Source organism: Sulfurimonas hydrogeniphila (assembly GCF_009068765.1).
GTDB lineage: Bacteria > Campylobacterota > Campylobacteria > Campylobacterales > Sulfurimonadaceae > Sulfurimonas > Sulfurimonas hydrogeniphila.
In genome coordinates, this window is sequence record NZ_CP035534.1 from 1162573 (window position 1) to 1179048 (window position 16476).

Annotated in this window: 22 protein-coding genes; 7 read left to right on the plus strand and 15 right to left on the minus strand. The window is 37.3% G+C overall.

The annotated features are described in order from the left end of the window. The first annotated feature begins 139 nt into the window (after positions 1–139). Complete coding sequence (locus ETP70_RS06160) at positions 140–751, plus strand: DUF6166 domain-containing protein (RefSeq protein WP_151900357.1); 612 nt, start codon at positions 140–142, stop codon at positions 749–751. An 11-nt stretch (positions 752–762) separates the two neighbouring features. After that, entirely contained in the window at positions 763–954 is a 192-nt protein-coding gene (locus ETP70_RS06165; protein ID WP_151900358.1) for a hypothetical protein, read from the plus strand. 1 nt (position 955) lies between these two features. On the opposite strand, the gene ETP70_RS06170 is transcribed toward ETP70_RS06165, so the two are convergent. After that, positions 956–1459 (minus strand): ankyrin repeat domain-containing protein, encoded by a 504-nt coding sequence (locus ETP70_RS06170; RefSeq protein WP_151900359.1) that lies wholly within the window; start codon positions 1457–1459, stop codon positions 956–958. Positions 1460–1556: 97 nt separating this feature from the next. Between ETP70_RS06170 and ETP70_RS06175 the strand changes: the two genes are divergently transcribed. The 3 genes from ETP70_RS06175 (at position 1557) to ETP70_RS06185 (ending at position 3904) form a co-directional block, all read left to right on the plus strand. Next, complete coding sequence (locus tag ETP70_RS06175) at positions 1557–2756, plus strand: tetrahydrodipicolinate N-succinyltransferase N-terminal domain-containing protein (protein WP_151900360.1); 1200 nt, start codon at positions 1557–1559, stop codon at positions 2754–2756. Positions 2757–2876: 120 nt separating this feature from the next. Further along, positions 2877–3560, plus strand: a complete 684-nt coding sequence (locus ETP70_RS06180; RefSeq protein WP_151900361.1) for a hypothetical protein — start codon at positions 2877–2879, stop codon at positions 3558–3560. Positions 3561–3598: 38 nt separating this feature from the next. After that, entirely contained in the window at positions 3599–3904 is a 306-nt protein-coding gene (locus tag ETP70_RS06185) for a flagellar basal body protein (RefSeq protein WP_151900362.1), read from the plus strand. On the opposite strand, the gene ETP70_RS06190 is transcribed toward ETP70_RS06185, so the two are convergent. The 11 genes from ETP70_RS06190 to ETP70_RS06235 all read right to left on the minus strand — a co-directional run bounded on the left by ETP70_RS06190 (position 3905) and on the right by ETP70_RS06235 (position 11592). Continuing rightward, positions 3905–5227: an SH3 domain-containing protein gene (locus ETP70_RS06190; protein ID WP_151900363.1), complete on the minus strand. Its 1323-nt coding sequence runs from the start codon at positions 5225–5227 to the stop codon at positions 3905–3907. Between the two features lie 9 nt (positions 5228–5236). Beyond that, positions 5237–5896, minus strand: coding sequence for a LexA family transcriptional regulator (locus tag ETP70_RS06195; RefSeq protein ID WP_151900364.1), 660 nt, complete (start codon positions 5894–5896; stop codon positions 5237–5239). Between the two features lie 220 nt (positions 5897–6116). Further along, positions 6117–6239, minus strand: a complete 123-nt coding sequence (locus ETP70_RS12670; RefSeq protein WP_269138909.1) for a hypothetical protein — start codon at positions 6237–6239, stop codon at positions 6117–6119. A 3-nt stretch (positions 6240–6242) separates the two neighbouring features. Further along, entirely contained in the window at positions 6243–6713 is a 471-nt protein-coding gene (locus ETP70_RS06200) for a tRNA (cytidine(34)-2'-O)-methyltransferase (RefSeq protein WP_151900365.1), read from the minus strand. Next, complete coding sequence (gene purU, locus ETP70_RS06205; RefSeq protein WP_151900366.1) at positions 6713–7549, minus strand: formyltetrahydrofolate deformylase; 837 nt, start codon at positions 7547–7549, stop codon at positions 6713–6715. The genes ETP70_RS06200 and purU overlap by 1 nt, the downstream gene beginning before the upstream one ends. Further along, the gene (locus tag ETP70_RS06210) at positions 7550–7876 is read right to left on the minus strand and encodes a CiaD-like domain-containing protein (protein WP_151900367.1); all 327 of its coding nucleotides are present in this window, start codon (positions 7874–7876) and stop codon (positions 7550–7552) included. Continuing rightward, on the minus strand, positions 7867–8115 hold the full coding sequence (locus ETP70_RS06215; protein ID WP_151900368.1) for a tetratricopeptide repeat protein: 249 nt from the start codon (positions 8113–8115) through the stop codon (positions 7867–7869). The genes ETP70_RS06210 and ETP70_RS06215 overlap by 10 nt, the downstream gene beginning before the upstream one ends. Before the next feature lie 11 nt (positions 8116–8126). Then, complete coding sequence (gene leuB, locus ETP70_RS06220) at positions 8127–9194, minus strand: 3-isopropylmalate dehydrogenase (RefSeq protein ID WP_151900369.1); 1068 nt, start codon at positions 9192–9194, stop codon at positions 8127–8129. Then, on the minus strand, positions 9195–9701 hold the full coding sequence (locus tag ETP70_RS06225; RefSeq protein WP_151900370.1) for a 3-isopropylmalate dehydratase small subunit: 507 nt from the start codon (positions 9699–9701) through the stop codon (positions 9195–9197). 131 nt (positions 9702–9832) lie between these two features. Continuing rightward, positions 9833–10621: a flagellar basal-body rod protein FlgG gene (gene flgG, locus ETP70_RS06230; RefSeq protein WP_151900371.1), complete on the minus strand. Its 789-nt coding sequence runs from the start codon at positions 10619–10621 to the stop codon at positions 9833–9835. Positions 10622–10770: 149 nt separating this feature from the next. Further along, entirely contained in the window at positions 10771–11592 is an 822-nt protein-coding gene (locus ETP70_RS06235) for a flagellar hook-basal body protein (protein ID WP_151900372.1), read from the minus strand. A gap of 139 nt (positions 11593–11731) precedes the next feature. Between ETP70_RS06235 and rpoD the strand changes: the two genes are divergently transcribed. Both rpoD and ETP70_RS06245 read left to right on the plus strand, forming a co-directional pair. Continuing rightward, positions 11732–13573 (plus strand): RNA polymerase sigma factor RpoD, encoded by a 1842-nt coding sequence (rpoD, locus tag ETP70_RS06240; RefSeq protein ID WP_151900373.1) that lies wholly within the window; start codon positions 11732–11734, stop codon positions 13571–13573. 8 nt (positions 13574–13581) lie between these two features. After that, positions 13582–14268 carry a hypothetical protein gene (locus ETP70_RS06245; protein ID WP_151900374.1) on the plus strand — a complete coding sequence of 229 codons (687 nt, stop codon included), beginning with the start codon at positions 13582–13584 and terminating at the stop codon, positions 14266–14268. A 9-nt stretch (positions 14269–14277) separates the two neighbouring features. On the opposite strand, the gene ETP70_RS06250 is transcribed toward ETP70_RS06245, so the two are convergent. From ETP70_RS06250 to hemL, 3 genes are read right to left on the minus strand one after another with little or no spacing between them, the layout of a single operon-like run. Next, positions 14278–14784, minus strand: coding sequence for a hypothetical protein (locus tag ETP70_RS06250; protein ID WP_188109948.1), 507 nt, complete (start codon positions 14782–14784; stop codon positions 14278–14280). Then, entirely contained in the window at positions 14768–15127 is a 360-nt protein-coding gene (locus ETP70_RS06255) for an AtpZ/AtpI family protein (RefSeq protein ID WP_188109949.1), read from the minus strand. The genes ETP70_RS06250 and ETP70_RS06255 overlap by 17 nt, the downstream gene beginning before the upstream one ends. After that, positions 15120–16412 (minus strand): glutamate-1-semialdehyde 2,1-aminomutase, encoded by a 1293-nt coding sequence (hemL, locus tag ETP70_RS06260; protein ID WP_151900375.1) that lies wholly within the window; start codon positions 16410–16412, stop codon positions 15120–15122. Before hemL ends, ETP70_RS06255 begins: the two co-directional genes overlap by 8 nt. Positions 16413–16476: the final 64 nt, after the last annotated feature.

Below are 16476 nucleotides of genomic sequence, written 5' to 3' on the forward strand. Positions count from 1 at the left end.
TATCATGTTAGTTTGATTATTGGTACTTTTATTGCTTTTATCTCTTATATATGTTGTTTATCTTAACACCTCATAAAAATGAGTTTAAAGAAAAAGAGGAACAGCATTGCATTTTTAACATATAAGAGAAAATAAAACTATGGCATTAATAATGAACAACCATGTCTTCAAAGGGCATAAGACTTTACTGGGCAATAAATTTGTAACATATAAAGAACTGAACCTCCCGTGTCGTACCGATATATACCAATACGCCAAGAACGGTTTTGACTGGGGAAACACCTCAAAAGGTGCCTTGCAGCTTGCTTTTGCAATACTCTACCAACTCAGCAATAAAGAAACAGCACAGATGTATGCAAAAGAGTTTTGTGAAGATGTTGTCAAACAGCTTAATTCCCGCGACTGGGTTTTAGAAGCTTCAAATGTTCTTGCCTGGATGGATACGAATTGTACTACAGTTACTGAGATACAGCAAAAAAAACCAAAACAAAAAAGATTAAAACCTGCAAACAGAAAAATCAAAAAAGACAAATCAAATGTTGTCAAAGATATTTGCAAAGAGCTTCAAATCACACAAAAACAACTCGCCGAAGTCCTTGAAGTACCCGAAGGCACCGTCAGCAGCTGGGCTGTTAAAAATGAAATTCCCAGACTCGGCAAAAAAGCCATAGAATTTTATATACAAAATACAAAAAACCAAAAAATCGTTGACAGCTACAGAAGTTTTATAGAACTTCTGCAAGCATCATAACAAGGATACCATTGAAACCAAAAGACGAAGTGACAAGAAGTTTGTTGATTGACAAAAACACATGGGATGAAGCGATGAAATACTCACGCAGTCGCTACAAAATGAGCCTGAGCAAAGTTGTTGAATCTTTGCTTCAGGAATGGCTTGCCAAAGAGAAAAGGAAACCTCTCGACAACACAAAACAAAAGAAGTTTTTTGAATAAACTACCTTGCATATCCGGTATTTTTAGGCGCAGTTTCATCATAGTCAAAAAGTTCGAGTATGCTCTTTTTATTCATTTTTCTGGCAAAATCTACGGCACTGAAACCTTTTAAGTCCCGTACATTTTTGTCAGCACCATGTTTTAAAAGAAGTTTGGCAATTTCAACTCTTCCGTAACATGCTGCACCCATCAATGCGGTAAAACCGCTTTTCCTTGTCGTTTCATTTACTTTTTTACCCTGCTCTATCAGATGTTTGACTATTTCAATTTTATCATAGGTAATTGCCATATCAAAAATACTGACACCTTCATCATCGCAGTCAAAAATGTCTGCCCCGTTGTTTATGAGCAGCATTATTGTCTCATCTGAGCACTGTGCACGTAATGCACAGGCAAGTACAGACTCTCCCGCCTCATTCTTTTGGGAAAGTTTCCCGCCATTTTTTATATGTTTTTTTATACCAAGATAATCATCGTTTTTTAGTAGTTCAAGCCAAGTGTTCAAAATATTCTCTTTTTATTTTATTATTTAAATTATATACTAAACTTCGTTAGTAGTTTTTAAGTATAATTGCAAATCAAATTAATTAAGTGAGAATTCAATGGACGTTATTCAAACAGCAGATGCATTTAAAGCATTGGTAAACAATATTAAAACAAACACAACCGGATACAAAGATCCTTTGGCTTTTGGTATAGCACGAGTAGACTTGGGACAGTTAAATGTCGACAAGTCTCTTCAGGCGACCTACCCGGTAATCAACTGGGATGAAAATTTTGGCAGTGCCGCGATTTTCATCCAGGCGCTTGCAAATCAGGGAATTACAGTAGATTTTACACAAAATGAAGTCGTATGTGACATAAATTTACAGTTTTTAAAAGATTGTCTCAATGCTTTTACCCCTTATTCTGACGAAGCACACGGTGATGCACACAAAAACATTCAAGTAGTTTCAGCACTCTATTCTCAAATAGTAAACAACGGAAGTCTTGAAGGCGAATTCAAAGTATGCTTTATATTTGAAGATGCGCCTTGCGAAAGTGTAGAAGCAACCTATCTAAAACTGTATGCAATTTCTCTTGCAAAAGTAGGACTTCGCGAAATCAATCTTAACGGTGCCTTCGGTGCATTGCCGAATGTTGCATGGTCTAACGGACAACCGATAGAACTTGATTATTTACGAGAGTTTGAAATTGAACTCAAACTTGCAAATGAGTATCCGCATATTGATTTTGTAGACAAATTTCCAAGATTTTTACAGCACATTATTCCTGCAGACAATACACGTATACTTGACACTTCCAAAGTACGTTTCGGTGCACAGCTTGCAGCCGGGACAACTGTAATGCCGGGGGCTTCATACATCAACTTTAATGCAGGAACAACCGGTGTAAGCATGGTGGAAGGTCGTATTTCTTCTTCTGCGATTGTTGGTGACGGTTCTGATGTCGGAGGCGGTGCTTCAATTCTTGGTGTACTAAGCGGTACTGACGGAAACCCAATCAGTATCGGCAAAAACTGTCTTTTGGGAGCCAACTCTGTTTGTGGTATTCCTTTGGGGGATGGCTGTATTATAGATGCCGGTTTGGCAATTCTTGAAGGAACAAAAGTAGGTATTTACCCAACTGAACTTGAAAAAATCAGAGAAGTAAACAAAGGCATAGCTATTGAAGGGGAAATTTTCAAAGCAAAACAACTCTCTTTTTTCAATGGACTTCACTTCCGACAAAACTCTCTAACCGGAGAAATCACTGCATCACGATCTACTCGAGAAATTAAACTCAACGCTGACCTGCACTAGGTTTAGACTAAATATTGAAGAACTGTTCTTCAATATTTATTATATTTGGGCACTTAGCTGCTAACACTCTGCTAACAGAATTTTTTTACAATACTAATAATATCAACAAAAGGAAAAATCATGAAAAAAACTATTATCAGCCTGTCACTTATCACTACTGTCCTGCTTTTTGGAAATGACAATATCAATACGACACAGTTTTTAAACAGCGCGATTGAAGATGCGTATGACATACATGACACATTTAAGAACAAAACAGATACTCTGCTAAAAAGTGATGAAGCTTTACAGGCTTATGCCAAAGAAGTTGTAAATTTTGAATCAAAACTTGAAACATTTCCAAACAACAGCACAAAAGAATTTCAATCAACAAAAGATGCACTCAATGCCTTGGATGATGTAGAACAGTTAAGTACACAAATAACAGTATTGGCAAAAACAACAGCTTATCTTGCAGCACATCAGGCTGACAATACAAACGAGAGCTACAATAATACTATACAGACAATGTCAAAAACAATACTCAGACTTTCCGATGATATTGGCACTATGGCAGATAGAATTGGTGAAATGGCCGACAAAATTGGTGTAATGGCAGACAGAATTGTACAAACACAAGAAATTCAATCCAAAAACTACACTGCAACCCTGCAGTTATCTCAATATGCTATGAATCTGGCTTCCAACCAAGGCGAAGCTTCCCGTAATATGTCAACAAACAACTTAACAACTTCTATGTCAAATAGTATGCAGACTCAAAATATGAATCAAAACAATCCCCAGGGAAGTATTCCTATGCGCTAAAACTTTATGCTATAATTAGAACATATGAGGAGGCGTTTATGAGTATTTCAAATAATATTGCATCCATTCAGGCAAATACAAATGTCCTGAATGTCACTGCAAATAATATTGCAAATGTCAATACAGAAGGATTTGTCCCAAAAGATGCAAAAATATCCACTCAGTCTAATTCTTTACATGTAAACATAAGAGAAGTAGACAACAACGGTTCAAAAAAGAGTCAAACGGATTTGGCAAAAGAGATTCCTGATGAAATTATTGCCCAAGAGAGTGTAGCAGTGAATGTCAATGTCATTAAAACCCAAAATGAGATGATGGGAACACTTTTGGATATAAAAACATAATTAACGGGTCACAATATTCATACTTTTGAGATTTTTTAAAAAAGAGGCACTCTCATCAAAATCAGACAAGTTGCTTCCCATTTGAAGAGTGCTAAAAACTGTTTTACCAATGATATATCTTCCCTCAACGCCATGCCTTAGTGTTTTTATGCCCCAGAGATTTTGAAAAACGACTATCTTGTTGTTTTTCGTTCCAACATACAAGGCTATATGCCCTTTTCTGTACAACAGAGTTTCAAAAGGGACTCCGTATCGTTGAATCATTTTTATTTTTTTCTCATCAGAGATATTTTCTAAAGATATGACTTTGCCTACTCTGCTTTGCTGATAAGAATTTCTTGGCAACCAGATACCAAACGGTGCAAAAAAATCTCTTAGTGTAGAAGAACAATCTCTCTGATTGTATATGCCACCCCATCCGTAGTTTACATGTAAAAGTTCGCCCATTACAAGATTGATGTTTTTTGCATTAAATTTCAGTATTCCCTTATGTCCGATTTTCCTATTGACTGAAGTGTTTACACAATAGGGTTCTTTCAACATGTATGCTGCTATAGTTAAAATGTGAAACTCTTTTTGATTTTGGCTGATGATTGGAAACATTGTTCCCAGAGTGGATTTAAATAAAAAATCTTTTTTGGGTGTATACAAAGGAACATTGTCCTGTAAAACAAATACCTGTTGTGCCTTTTGCCACATTTCTGCACATTTCCTGTCCATATAGACAATGTCTCGTGCGTGTACCCATCCGTAAGCAAAGCTGGACTTGACAAATACCCACTCTCTGTCTTTTGAATAGTGTGAAACAAAAAGCGGCTTATTCGCGGCAACGGTAGAGTTTTGCATGTAGTCAAAAGGAAATCCCTCGCCTGCTTTATTCGGGTCTCTCAAAACCGGCCTGGTGGTAGGAAAAGCTCTGATACTCACCTTTCTCAGGGTAATTGCCTGTTTGTTTACACTGGAATAGGCTTCAAAATTAGAATTATTTTTTATTTGTTTAAAAAAACTATCATCAAGTGGCTGTAAATTTTCCCCATAACTGTTTGTTGCATCAAATAATTTATATGCCCACATCGCATTTTCTAACGGAATATCCATGCTGTCAATATTCCACGGCTGAAAATACATTGTGGCAAATTTTTCTAATGACGAAATATAGCCCTTGTTTATGGCATGTGCATACTCTGAAACATCTTGGGAAATTCCGCTCAAACCTTTGATATATTCTGCTTTTGGCAACTTCTTATGAGAAGCAGTCTGTGAGGTTGTCTGCGAACATCCACTTATCAGGACAAGCGCTAAAGATAAATACAGATACTTCAAAAAAATCCTTTAATCTACATCACCAAATCGGCTGACAACCCTGCCAACAACTTCAACCTGATTTGCATCAAGTGTTTGTGTACTATAGACAGAATTGTCAGAGATTATATCAAGTTTTCCGTCAATTCTCTTTTGTACACGTTTTATAAAAAGTCCTGCTTCGGTTCTTATGGTAAAAATACCGCCGCGATTGATATCTGTCTTGCTTCTGTTAATAAATACAATATCATTATAACTAAAAGTAGGCTCCATTGAGTCACCCGAAACATTAATAGCTTCTATATTTTGCAGCTCTTTTTCTCCACCGAGCATAAATACAAACTGCTCAGGAATTTCAAGCTCTTCTATCTCTTCAGACTCTATGTCACTTCCTCCTCCTGCACTGGCATTGATGTCGGAAAAGTATTTGACCATATAGAATTTATTTGTTGCTTCAACCAAACTTTCAGGAGACTGTCCATACAAAAGCCAGTTTATAGAGATACTTCTTTTGGCACAAAAATCCAGTAATTCGTTAAATGGAATTTTGTTACGTCTTTTCATTGTTGCAAAATTCATCTGCGAAATACCCAATACCGCAGCAACATCTTTGTCAAAAACTTTTTTCGGAGCAACTTCATCAGAGATAATGCTTTTAATCTCTTCTACTATATCCAAGAAACTATTCATTTTGAACCCTTTTTATATTGATTTGCAATAGTATAGTCTAAAAATCAAAGAATGTCAAAAAATATTTGACAATTTGAAATATTTTTTATATTTTTTTGAATTGTTGTACTATTAGTACATATTTATATAAAGGGTGAAAAATGTCATTACTTATAAAAAATGCAGAGAGTTTGTTTGAAAAGTTTGAAAATCATTTAGAAAAATGGGCAGAAAAATTATTTTAGGATTTGAGATCTTTGTCTTTTTCACGTTCTTGCGATTTTGTTTTGTGATAGCCGGCAAATATAAAAACCATAAATAAGACAAACAAGAGTGTCATAACCGTATCAACCAAACTGTTCATTGCTTACTCCTCGGTAAAGGTAGAATAATTTTGACGGATTGCATCATAAAGAATTATTCCCGTGCTGATAGCAAGATTAAGACTGCGCCCGTCTTTTGTCATAGGAATAGTTATATTTTGTGCTTTATATTTGTTTAACAGATCTTCCGGTATTCCTTTTGTCTCACTGCCAAAAAAGATATAATCACCTTCTTTGAATTTGGCATCAAAATAGGGTTTGTCCGTTTTTGTTGTAGCAAAATAGGCATTATCAGTTATATCGTTACATGTAAAGAATTCATCAATACTTTCCCACACTTTCAAATCAAGCTTATTCCAATAATCAAGACCTGCCCGACGAACAGCTTTTTCATCTATATCAAAACCTATAGGTTTAATTAAGTGCAGCGAAGCCCCTGCATTGACACAGAGTCTGCCTATCGCTCCGGTATTGTTTGGTATTTGCGGATGTACCAATACTATGTTGAATGCCATTAAAAAATTACCGTTCTGTTAGCATAGGTAAAAATTCTGTCTTCGAGAGCCAGTTTCAATGCTTTGGAAAGAACTACTTTTTCAACATCTCTGCCGGCACGCTGCATATCTTTCCAGCTGTAGGCATGTGTTACATGGATTGTCTCCTGTGCGACAATAGGCCCTTCGTCAAGATTGTTGTTTACAAAGTGTGCTGTTGCTCCAATGATTTTCACCCCTCTGTCGTAGGCTTGTTTATAAGGATTTGCACCTATGAATGCCGGTAAAAACGAATGGTGTATATTTATGATTTTATTTTCAAATGTTTCAACAAATCTTGGTGTCAGGATTCGCATATATTTTGCCAGAACTATAAAATCAACTTCTTTGTAACTTTGAATAGCCTCAATAATTTTACTTTCATGTTCCTGACGCTCCAATCCCTGATGAGAAATCGTGATATAAGGAATATCAAACTTTTTTACAAATGATTCCAAATTATCATAATTGGAAATAACCGCTACAATATTTGCCTCAAGTTCACCCGCTTCATGACGGATCAGAATATCGCCAAGTGCATGAATCTCTTTTGTTGCCATTATTATGATGTTTTTTTTCTCAGGTTTTACGATTTTTATGCCGGAGTGTTCAGGTAATACTTCGTGTAAAGCTTTAAACAGTTCTGTATTATCAACATTCCCGTCAACAACACTACGCATAAAAAACTTGTTGCTCTCTCTGTCAACAAACTCACTGTTGGAGAGAATATTCAGATCATAACTGTAAAATATACTTGAAACTTTATGTACAAGTCCTTTTTCATCATTTGCATCTATTAAAACTCTATATTGACTCATCTACAGATTTCCTTTTTCCAGCTTTTCAACACGGGCGTCTATTGTTGCCAAAGTATATTCTAAAAAGTTAAGTGTCATGTCTACTTTGGCTTCAATATTTGCATTATTTGGCGCTTGAAAACCTTCAAAAAGGACCAAAAGCCTCTCTCTTATGGAGTTCAAATAAATTAATTCACTTTCCATGGATGTATGCGCATCATCTTTTTGCTGCAGGCGTTCTTCGGTTTCCTCAGCAAAAGTTTCCTGTTGCACTTCTTTTACACTCTCTTGCGGCAGTTCATCTTCCATTTCAGCCAGTGTTGACAATATGACATCTTTTAGTTCCATGCTTTTAATAACCACCTTTCAAACTCTTTGAACTCAACTTCGGAATCCATCTTTAAAAAATACTCTTTCATTTGAACATTTACATGTAAAAACTTTTTTCTCATACCGGAGAGTCTTCGTATAGCAATTTTGGCATCACTGTTATTTGGGTCTTTTTTTAAGACTTCCTTATAAATTTCCAATGCCTCTTCTTTTAAACCTTGCAGTTCATAAATATTTGCCAAAGTCAGAGTCTGCATATGAAATCAGCCTACTTTTCTATGTAGTTTGCAATAATTGAGCCCATTTCACTTGTTGAGCAGACTTCTTTTGCATCAAACTGAGCCAAGTCACCTGTTCTGTAGCCTTCGCTTAATGTTTTTTTGATGGCATTGTCAATTTTGTTGGCAGCCTCTTCTTCATTAAGTGCATATCGAAGCATCATTGATGCAGAAGAAATAGTTGCTATAGGATTTGCAATCCCCTGTCCTGCAATATCAGGAGCTGAACCGTGAATAGGTTCATATACACCGATTTTAGCACCGATGGAAGCGGATGGCAGCAGTCCTATGGAACCCGAGAGCATACTTGCCTCATCACTTAATATGTCGCCAAATATATTTCCTGTAAGCATTACATCAAACTGTTTTGGATCACGGATAAGCTGCATAGCGGCATTGTCTACATACATGTGAGAAAGTTCTACTTCCGGATACTCTTTTGCCACTTCTTCAACAGTTTCTCTCCATAACTGCGAAACATCCAAAACATTTGCTTTGTCAATCGAGCATACACGTTTGCTGCGAGTCATTGCAATTTTAAATGCCTGATGGGCAATACGAACGATTTCATCGCGTGTATACACCATAGTGTTCCAGCCTTTGGTTGCATCGCGTCCTTTTGGCTCACCAAAATAAATACCGCCGATAAGTTCGCGAACCACCATTAAGTCAACACCGCGGACGACTTCCGGCTTTAATGAAGAAGCATTAACGAGTTCATCATATACAACTGCCGGACGCAAATTGGCATACACACCAAGTTCTTTTCTAAAACGCAAAAGACCGCTTTCAGGACGCTTTTCACGTGGAAGAGTGTCCCATTTTTCACCGCCGATAGCACCAAAAAGAACAGCATCGGAATTCAATGCTCCGGAAATTGTCTCTTGAGGAAGCGGATCACCTGTAATATCATACGCACATCCGCCCATTAATAAATCTTCATATTTCAGAATAAACCCGCTGTATGATGCAACTGCATCCAAAACTTTTACAGCCTCGTCAATAATTTCAGGACCAATTCCATCACCTTTTATCAGTGCTATTTTGTATGATTTCATCTATTTTTTTCCTTCTACTTCATTTTTTGCAAAGTTCATTAAACCACCTGCATCTATCAGCTCCTGCATAAAAGCAGGGATCGGAGTAAATTTATATGTTTTATCTGTACTTTGGTTTGTGATTGTGCCTGCATTCATATCAATACTGATTGCATCACCCTCCTGAATCTCATCTGCTTCTTTGAGTTCAAATATAGGCAGCCCCATATTAAATGCATTTCTGTAAAAAATTCTGGCAAATGTAGGTGCAATGATGGCAGCAACACCGGCAGCTTTTAATGCAATCGGTGCATGTTCACGAGAACTTCCGCATCCAAAATTTTCGCCTGCGACGATAACATCCCCGGGAGACATTTTATTTACAAATTCAGGATCAGCATCTTCCATTACATGTTTTGCCAGTTCTTCTGGTACTGAAGTATTTAAATATCTTGCAGCAATAATCAAATCGGTATCTATATCTTTTCCAAATTTCCAAACTTTTCCATTTATGTTTGCTTTTTGCATCTAAAATCCTATTGTTTTTACTAAATAATTTTGCGATTATATCTAAAATGTTATATGAAGTTAATTAAAAAATAATTTTACAAAAGAACTGCATTAATATTAACAAATATCAATACAGTTGCACAGCTATGTTATCGCTTGAGATTGTTTGTAGTTTGAAGCATTTCGTCACTGGTGGTAATGATTTTTGAATTTGCATCATAGGCACGTTGACCGGTAATCAAATCTGTCAGTTCAACTACCAGTTCAACATTACTGAGTTCCACAAACCCCTGTCTCAGTGTCCCGAGCCCATCAATACCGGGAATCCCTTCAACCGGTTGTCCCGAACTGTCTGTTTCAAGATAGAGATTGTCACCCATGGCATGCAAACCGGCCGGATTTATAAAATTTGTTGTTTGAATCTGTCCTATCTGTGTTGCCTGCGTCTGTCCGGGCTGAATCACTGTCACTGTTCCGTCGGTACCGATATTGATATTTGTCGCATCAGGAGGAATTACAATCTGTGGTACCAGTGTGTATCCGTCACTGTTGACAATCGTTCCGTTTTGATCTATTTTGAAAGAACCGTTTTTAGAGTAAACCTGTGTCCCGTCAGGCAGTTCCATTTTAAAAAAACCTCTGCCCGTAATAGCCAGATCCAGATTGTTATCTGTCTGCTTTAAAGATCCTTCGGAGAATATTTTATTTATTGCCGTCGGACGGACACCTAAACCAACCTCAATTCCGGTAGGACTTTTGGTTGTATCACTGGTTGATGTTCCTGCATATTCCATCACATGATACATCAAGTCAGCAAATTCTGCACGGGATTTCTTAAACCCAATAGTGTTCACATTGGCAATATTATTGGCCGTCGTATCAATTTGTGTCTGCATCCCCAACATTCCTGTTGAAGCTGTATAGAGTGATTGCATCATTTTGTTCTATCCTTAATTTTATTTCATAAAATGAAGGGAACCGTTTGTCCCTTTCAGTACGCCAAAAGAAGTAATTCTTTTAGCTGCGTTAACACTGGGTTTCCTTCGGCAGGAAGCCCACGCAACTGGTTGCTCTTAAAAAAGTCATGTTATGCTTTTTTCGCAAGTTTTTCTATTGCGTCTCTGTTCATGTCATTCATTTGAGCGTCCATTACCTTTTGGTACATTCCTACGAGTCTGTTTGTTTCTATGAGCTGTGTCATCATTTTTACTGCATTTACATTGCTTTTTTCCACAAAACCCTGTCTGACCGCACCGCTTTGTTCAATACTTGTTAAAGAGTCTGTATTTGGAAGTTTATAAAGATTGTCACCCTCTTTGATAAGATCTTTGATGTTTTCAGGCTGGGCAATGAATAATTTTTTATTTTCCACCAGAGAGAGACTGTTTGGAACATTGGTAAAAATCTGCCCATTTTTATCTACTTCTATAACACTGTCCATTGTCGCAAAACTGATTCCCTCTTTTGACTTCTGATAATCACTTGGAAGTACCTCATACCCCTGTTTGGTAATGAGCTTTCCTTCATCATTCAGGGTAAAAACACCGTCACGGGTAAGGCGTATGCCCTCGGGGGTTTTTACTGCAAAAAACAATCCCTCTCGAGAAAGTGCAAAATCCAAAGAATTTGAACTTTTTTGCATATTTCCAACAGAATAGTCAGTATAAGAGTCTACTATCTGCGGTGCCCGTGTCATTGTTCTGTTGAGAAATGCCGCACCCTCTTTGGAATTGTCACTATTTGGAAGCTCATCTCTGGCCTCTTTATACAGCCGCATAAAATCACCGACAATAAGCTGATCTTCTTTAAAACCGTTTGTATTCACATTTGCCAAATTATTTGCAATGGTATCAAGTCTGTTAAACTGCGTTACCATCCCGGCAGCAGAACTGTAATAGCCTGTTTGCATTTATTGCCCCTGTATTGATTTACATGTAATAAGCAATGTCCGTTCCAACAAAATTTTATTCAGAAAAAAGCATCTGTTAAGAATATTTCGGTATAATCCACCTTTTAAAAACCTTAACTCAATTGGAGCACCCTCCCATATGACAGCAAAAGAACTCAACAAAGCTTTAGAGACCTTTTTTGAAGAGCACAAGTCCAAAGATTGTGTCACTTATGAATCTTTAATCGAATTTTTTGACAAACAGCCTACAGCTGCTCAGGCAAAAAATATTTATAAACTTCTCCAAAAACACAAAAAATGTATTTATACATCCAGCGAACATGCTAAAAAACTAAATGACCAGGAAGCAGAAGCACGCAGAAGCGCCCAGCGAAAAATGCTCGAAGACAATGAGACAGACAAATTTGATATTTTAAAAGAGCATGAACTTCTTGAATGGTCCCGCTCAGATTCTCCTGTTCGTATGTATCTTCGGGAAATGGGACAAATTCCACTTCTGACAAAAGAAGAAGAGATTGAAATCTCCAAGAAAATAGAAGCCGGAGAAAGCATTATTATAGATGCCATATGTTCTGTTCCCTATTTGATAGATTTCATTCTAGACTACAAAGAACCTCTTATCAACCGGGAAAGACGCGTCAAAGAACTCTTTAAAAGTTTTGAAGACGAAAAAGATGACGGAGATGATGATACAGATGATGACTCTGCAGAAAAAACATTGTCTGTAAAAGACAAAAGCAGAGTTGAAAAAGTATCTACAAGTTTCAAAGCTTTGGAAAAAGCGAAAAAAGACTGGGTAAAAGCCACAGAAAAAGCACCTGAAAATCTTGACGGAGAACTTACAGAAGAAATTGTGCATTACTACTTGACTGTAACATATAAAAAATCTGTACTCAAAGAAAAACTTCTTGACCTCGGACCTACTTCAAAGCTGATAAATGAATTGGTAAAAGCAATGGAAACAACACTCAAAAGTGATGAAGGGTACGATAAAGAGTTGAAACGTTTAGAGTACAAACTGCCTCTTTTTAATGCTACATTAAAAGCAAATCATAAAATTTTAGTGGAAAAGATTCAGGATCTGACAAAAGAAGATATTGCCAATATGGTTCCTGAAGCAACAATGGTTTCAACCTATATGGAAATTAAAAAACTGGTACAGACAAAAGAGGCTTCAAAAAACAGCTTTGATATGGAACCGGAAAAACTTGCTGATATTTTAGAGCAGATCAAACGCGGTAAAAATATCTCGGAAATTTCCAAAACAAAAATGGCAAAATCAAACCTGCGTCTTGTAGTTTCCATTGCCAAGCGCTATACCAATCGCGGTTTGCCTTTCCTCGACCTTATCCAGGAAGGAAATATCGGTCTTATGAAAGCAGTTGACAAATTTGAATATCAAAAAGGATACAAATTTTCAACCTACGCAACTTGGTGGATTCGTCAGGCTATTTCCCGTGCTATTGCCGATCAGGCCAGAACAATCCGTATCCCTATTCATATGATTGAAACGATTAACCGTATCAATAAAATTATGCGTAAACACCTGCAGGAAAACGGAAAAGAGCCGGATGTTGATACAATTGCACAGGAAGTCGGCTTATCAGTTGAAAAAGTCAAAAATGTCATCAAAATCACCAAAGAGCCTATCTCTCTTGAAGCTCCTATCGGCAGCGAGGATGATGGCCGTTTTGGGGACTTTATAGAAGATAAAACATCTCTTTCTCCTTCTGATGCAATTTTAAAAGATGACTTGAGAATTCAGATTGAACAGGTTCTTGAGCAGTTAAACGAAAGAGAAAAAGCCGTTATCAAACTCCGTTTCGGAATTATGGATGATGAGAGTGACAGAACACTCGAAGAGATTGGGAAAGAACTCAGTGTAACCCGTGAGCGTGTTCGTCAAATTGAATCAAGTGCCATCAAAAAACTCAAACATCCTAAAGTTGGACGAAAACTCAAAAACTATATCGAAGAATAATGATGAATATGACATTGGAACAAAAATGGATAGAAAACGATTATAATCCATTTATTTTATTCCGTTCTAATGGAAAAATAATTTCTCTCAATACAGAAGCTCAGTTTCTACTGGGATCTGTCCAGCCCAGTGAACTTTTTAATCTTGCCCAAACCTATGCCAACATAACCTTTGGCTTCAAAACAACCTTTTTGGAACTGGAATACGGCAGATATAAATTTTTTGCCATTACGGTCGGCTATGAAGACGAAGAGTGTATAGGTATCAAACTCTACCAGGCACCAACCTACAAAATAAATACAAAAAAACCTGACGGTGAACTCACAAATATATTTACGATTACAGATTTGTGCATTGCTTCAAATTCCATCAGTTCGGAAATAAATTTTATTAAAAACTATGACCCGACTATTCCTGATGTTGTTGTCAATGCCAACAATTTAATCAAATTGTTAAATTTTATATACAAAGCATCTCAAAAAAGCAGAGTTATTGAAACAAAAATTTCCTATATTGTTGGAGAATATATCAAGTTTCATGATAAAAAATATGGTCTTTTTTCTATCTCTGTTATAGCGGACAACATTGACAGTGAAATGTTGCCAGACATCAAAATGCTCGCTGATAAATATGATTTTTATGTAGAAATTACTAAAAAATCAATATCCATACATCTTCCAATCATAACACACTGATCTTTGCCCTTAAGCTAAAACTTCTTTAGAGACCAAAGCACCGGTTACAATTCCGATCAAAAGAGACGGAAGGTAATATGCCAGCTCCAGTACTTCATTGTTCTTCAAAGCTATAAATCCTAATATAAGCAGTATATAGGGTATGATTCGTATAATGGAAACACTTCCTCTGAAGCCATGTTTTGCATTTTTCAGACTTAAAGTCTTTATTTTTGCTTTTTCTTCTTTGACAATCTGCTTTAAATCAAGCTCTTCTGCCGGAGTATTATTTATACTGTCGTCTTCGTAAAGTCCATGCGGATCATCTATTGTGTCAAGCAGATCTTTTTCGTCTTCATATTCTTTAGTATCAACCTTGTTCTGCACCATTTTTCTATAAGAAAAAGAGGAACCGAGTATAATCAAAAAAGCACTTAAGAATGCAATTTCGATATTGAGAAATATTTTTTGAGAATAAAAATATGTGATAAAAATCAGAATCTGTACCACAAAAAAAATACTAATAGTTTTTTTCACCGTAATCCTCATCCTCATCATCTTCAAGCTGTTTTTTTATCGCATATCTGTCTTCTTTTGCCAGTTTTTCAAATTCTTTGTATTGTTTTGAATATGCTTTATAGATATTTAATATTGCTGCTGCAACGCCAATGAAAACACCTACCCAAAAAAGCCACTCGATACCTGTCCATCTTTTTAACAGCCAGCCAATACCGACACCCAACAGTACCGCCACAACCATGGAGATACCCAAAGAGAGACTGTCTGCTGCCTCTACAATAGGCTTTATTCTTGGTTTGCGTTGCCCCAGAGCATTCTCTCTGGCTTCGCTATTCACCTTATCCTGCGTGTCATCAGACATTTGTAATCTCCTTAAAGACCGCATCACTTGACTCTACAGTCTTTTCTATCATTTCATCGGTAATTGCCGTGGAAATAAATCCTGTTTCATACAAAGAACAGGCAAAGTAGTGTCCGCGCTCAAGCATGCCGGTATGAAACTTTGCAAAAAGTTCTGCATCACTCTTTGCTGCATCACTAAAGTTTTTTACAGGTTTGTCATTAAAGAAAAAACCGAACATTGAACCTCTTGTATCTACCTGCATAGGTATATTGTACTTTGCAGCGGCCCTTTGCATCCCTTCAACCAGTCTTTTGGCTCTTTCGTTTAAAACATCAATCACTCTTGCATTGTTTTTGAGTTTCATCAGAGCAGTATATCCTGCTGCCATTGCCACAGGATTGCCGCTTAAAGTTCCGGCCTGATATACAGGACCTTCAGGTGAGAGCATTGCCATTATCTCTGCGCGCGCACCAAAGGCACCGACCGGCATACCGCCGCCTATCACCTTTCCGAGTGTTACTATGTCAGGTTTTACCCCTGTTATGGACTCGGCACCGTGAACACTTGCGCGAAATCCGCTCATCACTTCATCAAACAAAAGCAGAGTACCGTGTTCGTCACAAAGCTTTCTGAGTGCATGCAAAAACTCTTTGTCAGCCGGGACAAGTCCCATATTGCCTGCAATTGGTTCTATAATCACACAGGCAATATTGTCGGAGTCCGCAAAACATTTTTTGACACTCTCTATATTGTTATATTCAGCCAAAAGCGTGTGTTTTGTAAAGTCAGCCGGAACACCGGGACTTGAAGGATTTCCAAAAGTCGCCGCACCGCTTCCCGCTTCGACCAAAAGAGCATCACTGTGTCCGTGATAGCATCCTGTAAACTTCACAATATCATCACGCCCTGTAAAACCGCGTGCCAAACGAATAGCACTCATAACAGCTTCTGTTCCACTGCTTACAAAACGTACTTTGTCAATTGAGTCAAAAAAGCTGACAACAAGCTTTGCAAGTTCTGTCTCTGCCAATGTCGGTGCGCCAAAGCTCAAACCATGCTTTACGGCATCAATAACAGCAGCTTCTATAGCTTCATCACGATGTCCAAAAAGTAAAGGTCCCCAACTTTGGACATAATCAATATACTCATTCCCGTCTACATCTTTCAAGTAGGCGCCTTTGCCCTCAGTGATAAACAGAGGTGTTGTACCCACACTCTTAAATGCTCTTACCGGTGAATCAACCCCACCCGGGATTAAACGCTGTGCCTCTTCAAATGCTTTTTGTGATGCCTCTGTATTCATTTGCAACCTTGTATCTCTATTTTTTTATAATTATATCTAAGTATTGCTAAACGACAGCAACACT

Coding starts and splice junctions, on each gene's coding strand:
- purU (WP_151900366.1), bottom strand. CDS start 7,549: ATGAGTCAATATAGAGTTTTAATAGATGCAAATGATGAAAAAGGACTT.
- ETP70_RS06215 (WP_151900368.1), bottom strand. CDS start 8,115: ATGCAGACTCTGACTTTGGCAAATATTTATGAACTGCAAGGTTTAAAA.
- ETP70_RS06210 (WP_151900367.1), bottom strand. CDS start 7,876: ATGGAACTAAAAGATGTCATATTGTCAACACTGGCTGAAATGGAAGAT.
- ETP70_RS06200 (WP_151900365.1), bottom strand. CDS start 6,713: ATGGCATTCAACATAGTATTGGTACATCCGCAAATACCAAACAATACC.
- ETP70_RS06160 (WP_151900357.1), top strand. CDS start 140: ATGGCATTAATAATGAACAACCATGTCTTCAAAGGGCATAAGACTTTA.
- ETP70_RS06235 (WP_151900372.1), bottom strand. CDS start 11,592: ATGCAAACAGGCTATTACAGTTCTGCTGCCGGGATGGTAACGCAGTTT.
- ETP70_RS06245 (WP_151900374.1), top strand. CDS start 13,582: ATGACATTGGAACAAAAATGGATAGAAAACGATTATAATCCATTTATT.
- ETP70_RS06175 (WP_151900360.1), top strand. CDS start 1,557: ATGGACGTTATTCAAACAGCAGATGCATTTAAAGCATTGGTAAACAAT.
- flgG (WP_151900371.1), bottom strand. CDS start 10,621: ATGATGCAATCACTCTATACAGCTTCAACAGGAATGTTGGGGATGCAG.
- hemL (WP_151900375.1), bottom strand. CDS start 16,412: ATGAATACAGAGGCATCACAAAAAGCATTTGAAGAGGCACAGCGTTTA.
- leuB (WP_151900369.1), bottom strand. CDS start 9,194: ATGAAATCATACAAAATAGCACTGATAAAAGGTGATGGAATTGGTCCT.
- ETP70_RS06195 (WP_151900364.1), bottom strand. CDS start 5,896: ATGAATAGTTTCTTGGATATAGTAGAAGAGATTAAAAGCATTATCTCT.
- ETP70_RS06180 (WP_151900361.1), top strand. CDS start 2,877: ATGAAAAAAACTATTATCAGCCTGTCACTTATCACTACTGTCCTGCTT.
- ETP70_RS06255 (WP_188109949.1), bottom strand. CDS start 15,127: ATGTCTGATGACACGCAGGATAAGGTGAATAGCGAAGCCAGAGAGAAT.
- ETP70_RS06225 (WP_151900370.1), bottom strand. CDS start 9,701: ATGCAAAAAGCAAACATAAATGGAAAAGTTTGGAAATTTGGAAAAGAT.
- rpoD (WP_151900373.1), top strand. CDS start 11,732: ATGACAGCAAAAGAACTCAACAAAGCTTTAGAGACCTTTTTTGAAGAG.
- ETP70_RS06185 (WP_151900362.1), top strand. CDS start 3,599: ATGAGTATTTCAAATAATATTGCATCCATTCAGGCAAATACAAATGTC.
- ETP70_RS12670 (WP_269138909.1), bottom strand. CDS start 6,239: ATGAACAGTTTGGTTGATACGGTTATGACACTCTTGTTTGTCTTATTT.